Origin of the sequence: Hornefia butyriciproducens, from assembly GCF_009695915.1 — a bacterium.
In the GTDB taxonomy this organism is placed as follows: domain Bacteria; phylum Bacillota; class Clostridia; order Peptostreptococcales; family Anaerovoracaceae; genus Aminicella; species Aminicella butyriciproducens.
On the sequence record NZ_VUMZ01000004.1, the window covers coordinates 74,111 to 87,231 of the forward strand.

Consider the following 13,121-nt stretch of genomic DNA (forward strand, 5'->3'; position numbering starts at 1 on the left):
TCTGCCCTATTGACTTGACCTGCTGTCACTGCTAAAATATGTGAAACAGAGGTCACGAAGACCGAAAGACACCCACGAAGGGCTGCTCAACGCGGACAATCCGCGGATTTTACGATACAGTACCCTTGGTGGTTTTTTTGTAGGAGGTAAGCAATATGCATATTCCTGACGGATATATGGCGCCGCAGACGACGATTCCGGCGCTGGCGGCGATGGTTCCGATGTGGGGAATCGCCGCACGGAAGGTCAAAAAAGAAGTCGGTGAAAAGAACCTGCCGACACTGGCTCTCGGAGCCGCTTTTTCCTTTACTGTAATGATGATGAACGTACCGGTGATCGGCGGAAGCTCGGCCCACGCGGTAGGAGCGGTTCTGGTGGCTGTCCTGCTGGGACCGTGGGCCGCCGTAATCGCTGTGTCCTGCGCCCTGCTGATACAGGCGCTGATTTTCGGTGACGGAGGGATTCTCGCCTTCGGGATGAACTGCCTGAATATGGCTGTAATCATGCCGTTTGCGGGATACGGCGTTTACCGGCTCATTGAGGGCCGGAACAAAATCGGGAGCAGCCGCAGTATTCTCGGTGCGGCGATCGCCGGCTATATCGGCATTAACCTGGCGGCGTTCTGTGCCGCCGTCGAGTTCGGCATACAGCCTCTGCTTTTCCGCGCCTCGGACGGAAGTGCGCTGTACTGTCCATATCCGCTCTCTGTCTCGATCCCCGCGATGATGCTGCCGCACCTTCTTGTTGCGGGCGTTCTCGAGGGCGCGGTCACAGCCGCTGCAGTTGCGTATATCCGGAAAGCCGCGCCGCAGATCTTTCTGCGTAACCAGACGCTTTTACCGGCGAATCCGGGAGCAGCGTCAGAAACGCAGCCGGGAACCGTGCCGGCAGCTCAGCCGGAAACGCAGACAGAGCCTTTCCTGCGGCGTTACAAAAAACTTCTGATTCCTCTCGGCGTACTCGTTCTTCTGACACCGCTGGGGCTTCTGACCGGTGCAACCGCCTGGGGTGAATGGGGCGCAGATGAACTGAAATCCCTTGCCGGATACGTGCCGAAGGGATTCGCCGCCGCCGCGGAATGGTGGACCGCAGCTATACCGGATTACTCTGTTGCGGGACTCGGCGAAACCGGAGGGTATATTCTCTCGGCTGTAATCGGGATTCTGCTCATCACGCTGCTGATCCTCGCTCTGTCTGTCTTCATGAAGAAATCCGGCAGAAGGGAGCAGTAAATGCGAAAATCCGTAAATGTCTGCGGAACGGGATTCCTCGCTCATACGCTGGACCGTTTCGCAGCGCTTTTTGAGAACGAGCTGTACAACGACTATTATTCCAGAAACGGAAAAATGCTGCAGAGCCTTGATCCCCGGATCAAGGTTATTGTTGTTCTCGCCTTCATTATCTACGGGAATTTCACCACAAGTCTTGTGATTCTTCTCGCCCTCGGAATCGTCGCGGCGCTGTACGCCGCTGCCTCCGGTCTTCCCATGAGCAGTTATCTCCGCCGAACCTGGCTGTATCTTCCCGCACTGCTCTTTCTCTGCTCGCTGCCCGGCGCCTCAAGCCTTCTGACACACGGAACTCCTCTGATCGGAAATGAAACATTTTATTTCACCGCCGCCGGACTTCAGATGGCGTGCCGGATCGGGCTCCGAACAGGTGATTCCCTGGCCTTCGCTTTTCTTCTTCTGATGACCACGCGCTGGACGGACCTTATGGCAGGTCTGCGGGCGCTGCATCTTCCGTCGCTTTTCATTTCCGTGCTGAACATGGCCTACCGTTATATCTTTTTAATCGCAGAAACCGGAAGTTCCATGATGCAGGCACGGTATCTCCGGACAGTCGGCCGGATATCCGCACGTTCAGGGCGGCAGTATATGGGGAACAGCTTCGGGCGGATTTTCGTCAGTGTTCATTCATTCAGCGAAAACATCTACGACGCCATGGTCCTGCGAGGCTACGACGGTACGCCCCGGACGATGCGCTGTCTGAAAATACAGGCTGCGGACTGGCTATTTCTCCTCATTAATATTATAATATTGATGATTCTAACAGTAGGAGGTTTCATCTTTGGATAAATATGCGTTTGAACTGAAGGACATCACCTTCTCCTATCCCGTCTCCGAGCCGGTTCTTCGAGGTCTGACGCTGCGGATACGCAGCGGCGAGAGCCTCTGCATTCTCGGTGCGAACGGCTGCGGAAAGTCCACACTGCTCAGAATTCTAGGCGGGCTGCTGATTCCTCAGGAAGGTAGTTTTTATTTTTACGGAAGCATGATCGACTGGCGGTCGATCACAAAAAAAGACGCCGCTGCTTACCATCTCCGGGTCGGCTACGTTTTTCAGGACTCCGACGTCCAACTGTTCTGCGGCAGCGTCCTGGATGAAATCGCCTTCGGACCTCTTCAGACCGGACTTCCGCGGGAAGAGATCATGGATCGGGTAACCTCTCTGGCCCGTTCCCTTGATATTGAAAAGCTCCTGGACAAGGCTCCCTACCACCTCAGCGGAGGAGAGAAGAAAAAGGTCGCCATCGCCAGCACTCTGATTCTTGATCCTGATGTTCTCATCCTGGACGAACCCACCAACGATCTGGATCCCCGCTCCCAGACCTGGCTCCTGAAGCTTCTGAAAGATCTGCGGAATCAGGGAAAAACTCTGATCTTCGCCACCCATAATCTTGAACTTGTTCCCCACGTCGCCGACCGTGCGATTCTGTTCGCGGAGGATCACACGCTTCGCGCGGACAAACCGGTACGCGAGCTCCTGGAAGACACTGCGCTCCTGCGGAAGGTCAATCTGGTGGACGAGCATTTCCATACCCATCCCTGGGATTTTGAATAACGTTATTTTCCTCTGACGATGATACAGGAGAGCAGCATCTGAACAATTTCATTTTCGTTCAGGTCGTCCAGATGCACTCCCAGAAAGTTCTCCGCAGTCTGAAGGCGATAGGTCAGCGTATTGCGATGGATAAACATCTCCCGGGCCGTCGACGCCACACTGCGGCCGTTGACGAGATACATCCGGATACTTTCCAGCAGTTCCTCCCGATTGTTGCGGTCGCTCTGACTCAGCGCCAGAATGCCCGGATCGCAGAGAGAACGCAGTTCCCCCGTCTTTTTTAATTCATCCAGAAGAAATTCCATATATTTTTCGGTAAAGGCGACGCATCGCTTCTCATCCGCGTCGAGCTCCGCATAATGCAGCGCATTGCTGCACTGTACAAAATACGTCCCCAGATCCATAAAATCATGGAAACAGTTGCTGACGCCGCAGTACATCCGGCTTCCCAGACAGAAATTCTCCAGTTCCCCGCGCTCTCCGGGCTCCAGCAGATCACAGTCTTTTTTCCTCATAACGGTAATGATGTAATCGTTATAATAGAAAATCAGCGCCTTCGGATATTTCTTCTGGATCCTCCGGTGATAGGAATGCCCCTCGCGGGAAATCGTAAATCCGTCGGAAAACCGGAAAGCCGCCATGTAGTAATCATCCTTTGTCGTCCACCCCAGACGCGCCAGATGCTGCTCCACAGTCCTGGTGTCATTGCTCTTCCCGGCAATCAGCTGCAGCGCATAAAAGACATCCTCCTCGTTGGAATAGGCGTGGGTTCTGAACTTGAAAATATAATTCAGTAGCTGTCCGATGCGATGGCAGAGTTCCAGCTGTCCCTGAGTGATCGGCTCCCGCAGATCCACCATTCCGATTGAACCGATCTGCCGCCCGTCCGCCCGTATCGCGCCCATCAGATAACAATGTTCCGGATCCCGTCGGGGATTCATCAGCACCGGTTTGTCCCCGGACATGAATTTCCGGTTGACCCACTCGATTTCAGAGCGGCTGAAAAAACTGACCGTCGGATATTCCTGTGCCAGTGATTCCTCCCATATTGTCCCTCTGGCTTCCTCCGGGGTAATGGATGAATGATAGATCAGCGCCTGGGCTGCGTCATAGATGCCGATCGGATTTTTCAGTTTCTGAATCGCAATGGCCATAAAGTCATCCAGGCTACGCTCCTCCATCACCTCGGTACACAGATCCGAGTCCCAGGCGGAATATTCCTCACAGATACGCGCCACGGCGGGAAATATCCGGTCGACGGAAATATTTTTTCGCAGCACAAGCATATTGGCGTAGAGCGCCCTCCCCAGCTCATTCTTTGTCTTCTCTGAACAAAAAATAAGATTCCCCGGAATCTCTTCTGCCTCCTCCAGCAAATTCTCGTCCTCCGCGATGTACAGATATCGAGGATCGCCGGCCCCGTCTCCCGGCTTCCACCAGCGGATCCCCCTCGTTCCGGCAGCATCCGGAATCATCTCTATATATTCCGGGGCAAACCCGTTCAGCTCGTCTTTTATCACAGCCAGATGTACGCTCAAAAAAACATCCTTTCGTCATATCGTGAGAAAAAATTATAACTTTTTCTAATTATATGACCATTCATCGTAAAAAGCAACAGTGCTACAATTCTTGTATTAAAACAAATACATACGCACAGGGTATTCAAAGTTACTGGCCACACATTGAATTCTTCTCCTGAAGTCACGAAGACTTTCAGGTAACTGTAGTTGCTGTATGAGGAGGTACAAATTATGAGTAGCACAAACAAAGGAGCGGGCGGAAAGGCCTGGGCAATCGTAATATTTTTTACACTGTTCATGGTCACGATGACGTTCAATCTGATCGTCTACCCCGCATGCGCCGCGGATACGATGCGGCAGTACGGCATTTCACAGGCGGGTCTGACGACACTGTCGTCCGTCACCTCTGTCGTCGGTCTGTTCGCCGGATTTATCTTCGGGCCGATTCTCGACAAACGGGGCTCCAGAAAAACCATTCTTTTCGGACTTCTTGTCGGAGCGGTTCTGTTCTTCGTGAGGGTGCTGGTTACCAGCTACGCACTCGCTATCGTTCTGACCTTCCTGGCGTCCTTCTTCGTCGGAGTCTGTCAGGTGGCAGCATCTAAAGTTCTGGCCACCTGGTTTACGCCGCAGACGGTTTCCGTCGCTTATTCGTTTCAGGCCGCCGGAGCCGGCTTCGGTTCTGCGGGGGCGTTCATTATCGGCGCGGCTCTCGGACTGAAAGGCTCGCTTCTTTTAATCGCCATCGCCTACACTGTTCTGTTTATCTATTGGCTTATCGCCGGGAAGGACGGCCCAATCGCCGTACAGGGCGCGCAGCCGCCCAAAGGAAGTTCCGCCATGGTCTGGAAGAGCCGGACGCTCTGGCTCATGGCCATCGCCGCTTCCTGTGCAGTCGGCTCCACACTGCTGATCAATTCCTACTGCATCAACGCTTTTGTCGGAAAGGGAATGAACCCCGGACAGGCCGCTCTCATCGGCACCGTGCTGAATCTGTCACTGCTGGTCGGCGGATATCTGGGAACCTTCCTGATGAGTGTGATCAAGCGCTACAATATCGTCACTCTGATCTGCTTTATCGGGGGCGCTGTCGGTTATCTGATGAGCTGGTTCTCGCCTCTGGGCGCCGCAACATGGTGCTGGCTGGTCATCGGCGGACTTCTGATGGGAGGCACTGTCGGACTGACCATGGGCAGAACCGCCCTCATCCCTCTTACCGGACAGTTTCCCGTGGAGGCAATCGGGAGCGCCGGGGGTGCGCTGGAAGCCATCAAGGGTGCCATCACCTTTGTATTCCCCATCGTGATCGCGAACATCTTCGCCACAAATTACAACGCGATTTTCATCACCTTCGGGGTGCTCTGCGTCATCGGATTCGTGACCGGCGGTCTTCTGGTTCCGGAACTGGGACCGAAGGGGAAGCTGCAGCAGGAGCAGGCACAAAACTCACACTGACCGGTATCTGCCGACGCGCTCTGCAATTGGCTCTCGCGCCGAGGCGCTGCCGAAAGAGCGCCGTCAGCGCCCGCCGGATCCGGCAGGGGCACAATAAGCAGACATTATTTTTCAATATTTATCGTATTTAACACATAACAAGGAGGTTTACATTATGAAGGATATGCTGAAGGATCAGGTCGCTATCGTTACAGGAGGAGGCTCCGGAATGGGAGAAGCCACCGCGAAACTCTTTGCACGGGAAGGAGCTAAGGTCGTCATTGCCGATTTCAACGAAGCAAACGCGAATAAAGTCGTAAAGGATATCACCGACGAGGGCGGCGTTGCCAGATTTTATCAGAAAATGGACGTTTCTGACCGGGCGCAGGTCGAGAAGATCGCAGAAATGACTTATGACGAATTCGGACGCATCGACATTCTCGCCGCATACGCGGGCGGAACCTTCGACGGAGATCCGAATCTGAGCCAGCAGGAGGTGCTGGAAAAGACCACTGCTGTGAATCAGTGGGGCATGTATTACAGCTGTTTTGCTGTCGTTCCGTATATGAAAAAGGCGCACAGCGGCAAAATCATCATTTGTTCCTCAAACGGAGCCTTCAACCCCACCGCACCGGCCTATGAATATCATATGGCGAAGGGTGCCTGTGAATCTCTCTGCGTCAACCTGGCCATGGATCTGGCGAAGTTCGGCATCCGTGTGAACTGCATCAAGCCGGGCCCCATCGTCACCGCCTTCTGGGACGAGCTGATGGAGGACGGGCCGGAGCGGAAGGCGATTCTGAAGGGAATCGCAGACGTGGAGATTCCGCTGGGACGCACCGGAACCGCAGAGGACATCGCCGGGCCCGCTCTGTTCTTCGCATCTGATCTTTCGCAGTATGTCACCGGTCTGTGCATGTATGTCGCAGGCGGCGCGGGATATGTCTACGCCTTCGGACAGTCATCCATCGCTCACGCCGGCGTCGGGCGCAGTGATCTTTAATCGGTGACAGAGCACACACAGACTGATCATATTTCGCTAACAAAGAATAATTCGGAGGACTTTCTGATGAAAAAGGAAATTGATTTTGGGAAACGCCTCGCCTACGGCTGCCTGCGTCTCCCGATTGTGGAGGCCGGTTTTGTCGCTCCGGGATTTCGGGACGATTCCAATGTGGATGAGGCCGCATGGCAGAAAATCGTGGATCGCGGCATGGCGAACGGATATAACTACTTTGACACCTCCTGGTTTTACCATAACGGTAATTCCGAACGGGCCATCGGCCATTGTGTAGCCGACAGATATCCGAGAGAATCCTTCATTCTCTCGGATAAGATGCCGGTCAAGTTCATGAAGGACGGGTCGGAAATGGAGCCGATCTTTGAGGAACAGCTGAAAAAATGTCACGTGGACTACTTTGACTTCTATCTGATCCACGCCATCAGCTCGGAAACCTATGACAAATGGACGAAGGAAGGACTCTTTGACTTCCTCGTCAAAAAGAGAGAAGAAGGAAAATACCGCGAATTCGGGCTGTCGCTCCACGAGACCCCGGAATTCCTCGACCGGATTCTGACGGAACATCCCGAAGTGGATTTCGTAATGCTGCAGATCAATTATCTGGACTGGGATTCTCCTGCGATACGCTCCCGGGAACTGTATGAAACTGCCGTCCGGCACGGAAAGCCCATCGTGGTCATGGAGCCCTGCAAGGGCGGCACACTGGCGAATCCGCCCGAAGAGGCAGTAAAGCTGATGAAGGACTACAATCCTGACGCTTCCATCGCCTCATGGGCATATCGATTTGTCGGTTCCCTGCCGGGAGTCCGGGTCGTTTCTGTCGGTATGCCGAGAATGGAATTCCTGGAAGACAACATGAAGACCTTCGACAACTTCCAGCCGCTGAACGATGAGGAATACAAGATCCTCGATCAGGTTACAGACATCATCAACAGCAAAACCGCCATTCCCTGCACCAACTGCAAATACTGTGAGGAAGCATGCCCCTTCGACATCCCCTCCGGCGACTATTTCCAGCTGTTCAACGACTATTACCGGATGACGGAAAGCTCCGACTACAACGATGTCTGCACACCGGCCATCACTTACGGTTTCATGAAGGAACGGCGCGCCGGTGCAGATAAATGCGTCGCCTGCGGCAAATGCGAGAAGGTCTGTCCGCAGCACCTGGATATCGCGAATCTGCTGAAGGAGAAAATCGCCGGCGAGCTCTACTCACATAACCCCGATTCCATGCTGACTGACAAAACCGATGAAATGGGGAAGCCGGAATAAAAAAAACTCACCAAAGAACTTATTATAAAAGGGAGTGCGAAAAAATAAATTATTTCACACTCCCTCGATTCGCTTAATGCGAATCTGGTATTATCGGGAGAAAATGGGGGTTTGTTTTATCGGATCTTTGTACTTTTCGCTTTACTCCAGGAGGAATAAATCTTAGTCCCCTTGACTTTTTTATATGTGCGAACCCGGACATAGTACTTTCCCTTCTTCGCCTTCAGCGTTTTCAACAGTTTGGCTCCGGCTTTTATCCCGGTTTTTCTCTTCACCGTATACGTTTTCGCTTTCCTGAACGATTTCTTTGCCGCGATCTGAAGCTGGTATCCGGAGATCTGTGTCGGCTGTGCATACCAGTAAACTGTGACTTTTTTCTTGCTCGCCTTGAGTTTTTTCAGTTTGGTTCCCACCGGATGAATCGTAACCTTAAAGGAAGTGCGGTACTTATATCTGCCGTTAAAATCAAGTTTTACAGTATAGATACCGACGGAGCCGGAGAGTGTTGTAACAAGATACTGATCTCTCGATACGTTCTTCTTGTTCGAGTCTTTCACCTTGATCTGCGGTATGATCTCGACTCCTTCATAAATATAATCTTTGACAGGTGACACAGTTGTCAGTTTCGGGATCGTTTCTTTATAACTTCCTCCACAAATTTCACATGTATAGGTCAGCACGCCGTTTTTTGTCCTTGTCGCCTGCTTCGTGACGTTACCGGAGTCGAACGCACAGTCTTCAGTCTCAATGATTTTTCCTGTATCTTTATCGATCACATCATGCCTGCGAGTCGATTTATCATACTTGTATTCGTATTTCAGTTCGTATTCATAATCGGTTCCGTCGGACCGATCGCTCTTCAGCGGCGCAGATTCAATCTTTTTCAGATTCCATGCGGCATCCCAGTCGAATCCGTCGGTAACGGCCATAGCATCCTTATACGACGAGATATTTCCCTTTGCGACTGAATGAACCTTGCCGCCCTTCATAAAGGAAATATATGGCAAATACGGGTTAGAATACACGAAACTGTCTTTCGAATCAATATGCTTATACATATCATAAGCCAGTTTCTTGTCTCCGTTGCTGTCGATCAGTCCGAACGACGCATTGTTCTTCGTTTCCGCTTCATGATCTACAAGGCGGTAGTAACAAAGTGCCTTAACTGCATCCAGGTTCGCACAGCGGTAGTATAGCTGCGCAATGTATGCGGCCTGCCGTTTTTGGCCGACCTCAGAGCAGTCTCCTGAGGATACGCCGGTCTCTGTCAGATAGATGCCTCTCGGTTTGCCGTCATACATCATATCTGCCTGTGACAGATATTTCTGAAGTACTTCAAGGTTCAATACTGTTATGAACTGGGACGTGTTGTAATCCCCTGTAATTTTAAAGTACGGATGCGTCGAATCGGCCCCGGTATCGACCATACCTATATCCGTAGCCGGAAGGCTGCCGCTGTAGTTATGCTGCGCAACTCCCCAGTCGTAATCTCCACGGGCGGATTCCCGTTTCTCAATCCAGCTGAGAACGGCTTTCGGAGCGTATGTATTACGAATCAGCGGAGAATAATTATGCCGTACAGATTGTTCATTGTACGCCCAGTCATGTGTCAGCGAAACGAGCACGGCTGCATCCGCAGCATATTTTTTAACAGCCAGGTTGGCAATGCGAAGCGCTCTGGTATACTCTTCCATAAAGGTGTCCAGGGATTCTCTCTTTTCGATCCATTTGCCCTTCCATGCACCGCTTTTATACTTCGCAGTGTTCTTTGAGACCTTCCAATAATTGTACGGATGATCAATTTCATTCCCGATTACATAGCTGGATATCACTCCATGTCCGGTGTTCGAATAACGCGAAGCCAGAAATTCCATGACGGCCTCGAAATACCCGAGCCCCTTCCGGTTTGATGTGTTGAATCCCATGACAGGGGTCAGCGCTCCGTCTCCGTAAGTCAGGGACACCGGATGGGATGAGTAATCTGAATTCGGCATTGCAACCATAATGGCGGTAACGTTAATCCCGGCAGCGGTCGCTTCAGATATGGCCTTGTCGTAATAGTCAACGCGTTTTTTATTAAAGAAATATGTTTTCCCGTTGGAACGAAATGCGATTCCGCCGTGCTCCCGTTCGTCGACAGGTTTCCCGTTTTTGTCTTCGTTCGCATACAGGAGTTCGGTTACATCAATATTCAAAGCTGCCTGCTGTGCACCCAGATCCTTTGCCGGAGTGACCGGGTCGTCTCCTTCCAGAAGGATGCCTTTTTTACTCGTCGTTTCAACACGAATCCGATTTTTCTTTGATTGAATATCGGTTGCATAGACCGGCCCCGCAAGAATTTTTTTGTCCTGTATGACATAATATTTATCGTACAGACGGTCTTCGCTTTTCTCGTTGTATCTGTCGATCGTCAGCGTTTTGCTGCCTCCGCAGGAATATGTACCGATAAGATCGCCATTCCCGCGTATCGTGCTGATTCCGTGAATCGAATCACCCTCTGCATACTCATTTGCTGATGCTGCGTATACCTGCGCTGTGCCGCTGTCACCAATATCAGAAAGGGTAATTGTAATCTGATCTGATCTAACAGCAACCTTCATATTTCCGGAATCGGCATATACCGGTCGGAACATTCCCAGGCAGAGCATACCGATCAGCACTATCAGGACAGGACTCAGTCTGATGATCCGTGCTGATCTGCAACCTGTTTCTTGTAATTTTCTCATCATTTTCTCCCCTTTAATATCTGAGAAAAAGCCGCCGCAGTTTTCCGCTGCAGCGGCTTTTTGAGCGGTTTATGCCGAAATTCTTATCTCACCTTAGCGCTCTTCACAGAACTCCACGATCCGTAAAGTTTCACCTTTTTACCCGAGATGTTCTTTACCGTCTTGTAGGAGCGTACCTGTACATACTTTTTCCCCTTCTTGACTTTCGAGAACTTATAGGATGTTGTCTTATAGCTCTTGATCGTCTTGACCTTCGCACTCTTCATCGACTTCTTCGCAGAGTAGCGAACCTGATATCCGCTGACTTTGGAATCCTTTTTCCAAGACGCTTTCAGCGTCTTTTTGCCGGCCTTGACCGATTTCAGCGAAGTCTTCTTCGGGTTGATCGTATAGGTCAGCTTCTTCGTTCCGTCATATTCATTCTGGAATTTCACAGTCAGTGTATAGTAACCGATGTTCTTGCTCGATTTAGCACGAGTCACCAGATAGTGATCATTCTCGACGATAGTCTTGCCGTCCGCATCTATTACTTCCACGATCGGCTTAATGGTCTTTCCTGTGTATGCATAGGCGGATTTTGAAGTCTTAACGGACGCAATCTTTGCGATCTTGCCGGTCACAACATGCTTGTGGCACACTGTGCAGGTCTCCGCATACTCGCCGTCCTCTTTATCAGTGGCTTTCTTGCTTACAATTGTCTTTCCGTCAAGCTTATGACCGAGTGCCGGGATGAAATCCTGCTTCGTTTCACCGCATAATTTACAGGTGTATGTACCGGAACCCTTGTCTGTACAGGTCGGTTCACTCTCCGTTTTTGTCAGCTCCCACTCATGTCCGGTGATCTTGACATTTTCGATCGTCTGAATCGGATAATCATATCCTGCGTCTCCGTAAAGGATGATCTTATATGCTCCCTCGTCCAGACGATTCTTCCAGTCCTTGTTTTCCCGGTTATTGGATACCGCATGAAGAAGATCGACCTCTTTACCGTTTTCCCAGGAAAGTGTCGTCTTGTCGGCAGGATCCTTCCAGTAGCCTGTCGTTTTATCGACATCATCGGAACCGTCTACATAGTACCAGAAATAGGACTCTTTGCCGCCCTTCGAATGGTTCGTGTTCTCATCCGACTGCTTGTAGATTGCGACCCACGCTCCGGAATCTTTCGGAGCGGACGCCGTTACCGGAAGCTTACCGCACGACGCATAGGACTTCGTGTTATCAACCGAAAGCTTATAGTCATCCTTGTTGATGACCTTCTTGATGCTCACATCAAAGCTCTTCTCGATGATATACGGATTTCCACTGCCACTTTTGATCAGTACCAGCTTGTACTCGCCCGCCGGAACCGTACGATCCTTAGTATCGTTATCCTTCAGCAGATTGAAGGTTCCCTTGCGGTCTGAATTAATCATTGCAAATGTTGCAGATGTATCTTTGTTAATAACATTATCACCCTTCTTATACAGACCAACCCATGCTTCCGTATCGCTGTCCGGAACAGAAGCCTTGATGTTCAATGCTTCACCGTCATTGATTTTTTCATTCTCAACGGTCAGATCGTAGCCGGCATCCGCTTTCACCGTAATGTCCTTCGTTGCGTACTCTGTGTACGGCGGCTGAGCTCCGGTCTGAAGAGAAATGATATATTTGCCCGGCATAAGCTGAGTCAGCGATTTCGGTCTTCCCGTACCCGTTGTTCCTTTGGTGATGTCCGCGGTTTTATTTCCATCGATCCACCAGTATGACGCCTGCGTACCATCCAGGTAATCTCCCTCGTCCACGCCGTAAATACCGACCCAGGAACCGCTCGGACCGACCGAAGTGACATTGATCGCTTCGCCGACCGTGTACTCGTCTTTGTCCGTCGTTACACTGTAACGGCTGTCCGCCTTTACAGTAATAGTTTTTTCGGCGTACTGCGTGTACGGCGGCTGAGCTCCGGTGAGAAGAACAATCTTGTACTTTCCCGGCTTCAACTGAGTCAGCGATTTCGGTCTTCCCGCACCCGTTGTTCCTTTGGTGATGTCCGCGGTTTTATTTCCATCGATATACCAGTATGACGCCTGCGTACCATCCAGGTAATCTCCCTCGTCCACGCCGTAAATACCGACCCAGGAACCACTCGGACCGACCGAAGTGACATTGATCGCTTCGCCGACCGTGTACTCGTCTTTGTCCGTCGTTACGCTGTATTCGCTGTCTGCATAGACCGATCCCGGCGCAAATGCCGCAAATACGGTAATACACAGGAGCGCAATAAGCCATCTGACAGACTTTCTCTTGCGTGCTGTTACCATTTCT

The 13,121-nt window shown here is 51.3% G+C and carries 9 protein-coding genes; 6 read left to right on the forward strand and 3 right to left on the reverse strand.

Translation table 11 applies throughout. The features are described from left to right. Nucleotides 1-155 precede the first annotated feature (155 nt). Genes cbiM through FYJ64_RS05425 form a run of 3 tightly spaced genes read left to right on the forward strand, consistent with a single transcriptional unit; the run spans nucleotide 156 to nucleotide 2,844 of the window. Nucleotides 156-1,232, forward strand: a complete 1,077-nt coding sequence (gene cbiM / locus FYJ64_RS05415) for a cobalt transporter CbiM (protein ID WP_154574190.1) — start codon at nucleotides 156-158, stop codon at nucleotides 1,230-1,232. Beyond that, nucleotides 1,233-2,078 carry a cobalt ECF transporter T component CbiQ gene (gene cbiQ, locus FYJ64_RS05420; protein WP_154574191.1) on the forward strand — a complete coding sequence of 282 codons (846 nt, stop codon included), beginning with the start codon at nucleotides 1,233-1,235 and terminating at the stop codon, nucleotides 2,076-2,078. Beyond that, on the forward strand, nucleotides 2,071-2,844 hold the full coding sequence (locus FYJ64_RS05425) for an energy-coupling factor ABC transporter ATP-binding protein (RefSeq protein WP_154574192.1): 774 nt from the start codon (nucleotides 2,071-2,073) through the stop codon (nucleotides 2,842-2,844). The genes cbiQ and FYJ64_RS05425 overlap by 8 nt, the downstream gene beginning before the upstream one ends. Nucleotides 2,845-2,846: 2 nt before the next feature. Here FYJ64_RS05425 and FYJ64_RS05430 read toward each other — a convergent pair whose 3' ends face one another. After that, nucleotides 2,847-4,382, reverse strand: a complete 1,536-nt coding sequence (locus FYJ64_RS05430) for a PucR family transcriptional regulator (protein WP_154574193.1) — start codon at nucleotides 4,380-4,382, stop codon at nucleotides 2,847-2,849. A gap of 213 nt (nucleotides 4,383-4,595) precedes the next feature. Between FYJ64_RS05430 and FYJ64_RS05435 the strand changes: the two genes are divergently transcribed. From FYJ64_RS05435 to FYJ64_RS05445, 3 genes are all read left to right on the forward strand, one after another. Then, nucleotides 4,596-5,819, forward strand: a complete 1,224-nt coding sequence (locus tag FYJ64_RS05435; protein ID WP_154574194.1) for an MFS transporter — start codon at nucleotides 4,596-4,598, stop codon at nucleotides 5,817-5,819. Nucleotides 5,820-5,973: 154 nt separating this feature from the next. Then, a complete protein-coding gene (locus tag FYJ64_RS05440) occupies nucleotides 5,974-6,801 on the forward strand; it encodes an SDR family NAD(P)-dependent oxidoreductase (RefSeq protein ID WP_154574195.1) in 828 nt (275 codons plus the stop codon). A gap of 66 nt (nucleotides 6,802-6,867) precedes the next feature. Further along, nucleotides 6,868-8,094: an aldo/keto reductase gene (locus FYJ64_RS05445; RefSeq protein ID WP_154574196.1), complete on the forward strand. Its 1,227-nt coding sequence runs from the start codon at nucleotides 6,868-6,870 to the stop codon at nucleotides 8,092-8,094. 116 nt (nucleotides 8,095-8,210) lie between these two features. On the opposite strand, the gene FYJ64_RS05450 is transcribed toward FYJ64_RS05445, so the two are convergent. Continuing rightward, on the reverse strand, nucleotides 8,211-10,820 hold the full coding sequence (locus tag FYJ64_RS05450) for a DUF5722 domain-containing protein (protein WP_154574197.1): 2,610 nt from the start codon (nucleotides 10,818-10,820) through the stop codon (nucleotides 8,211-8,213). Between the two features lie 83 nt (nucleotides 10,821-10,903). Continuing rightward, nucleotides 10,904-13,117 (reverse strand): hypothetical protein, encoded by a 2,214-nt coding sequence (locus FYJ64_RS05455; protein ID WP_154574198.1) that lies wholly within the window; start codon nucleotides 13,115-13,117, stop codon nucleotides 10,904-10,906. Nucleotides 13,118-13,121 lie beyond the last annotated feature (4 nt).

Coding starts and splice junctions, on each gene's coding strand:
- cbiM (WP_154574190.1), top strand. CDS start 156: ATGCATATTCCTGACGGATATATGGCGCCGCAGACGACGATTCCGGCG.
- cbiQ (WP_154574191.1), top strand. CDS start 1,233: ATGCGAAAATCCGTAAATGTCTGCGGAACGGGATTCCTCGCTCATACG.
- FYJ64_RS05435 (WP_154574194.1), top strand. CDS start 4,596: ATGAGTAGCACAAACAAAGGAGCGGGCGGAAAGGCCTGGGCAATCGTA.
- FYJ64_RS05440 (WP_154574195.1), top strand. CDS start 5,974: ATGAAGGATATGCTGAAGGATCAGGTCGCTATCGTTACAGGAGGAGGC.
- FYJ64_RS05445 (WP_154574196.1), top strand. CDS start 6,868: ATGAAAAAGGAAATTGATTTTGGGAAACGCCTCGCCTACGGCTGCCTG.
- FYJ64_RS05450 (WP_154574197.1), bottom strand. CDS start 10,820: ATGAGAAAATTACAAGAAACAGGTTGCAGATCAGCACGGATCATCAGA.
- FYJ64_RS05455 (WP_154574198.1), bottom strand. CDS start 13,117: ATGGTAACAGCACGCAAGAGAAAGTCTGTCAGATGGCTTATTGCGCTC.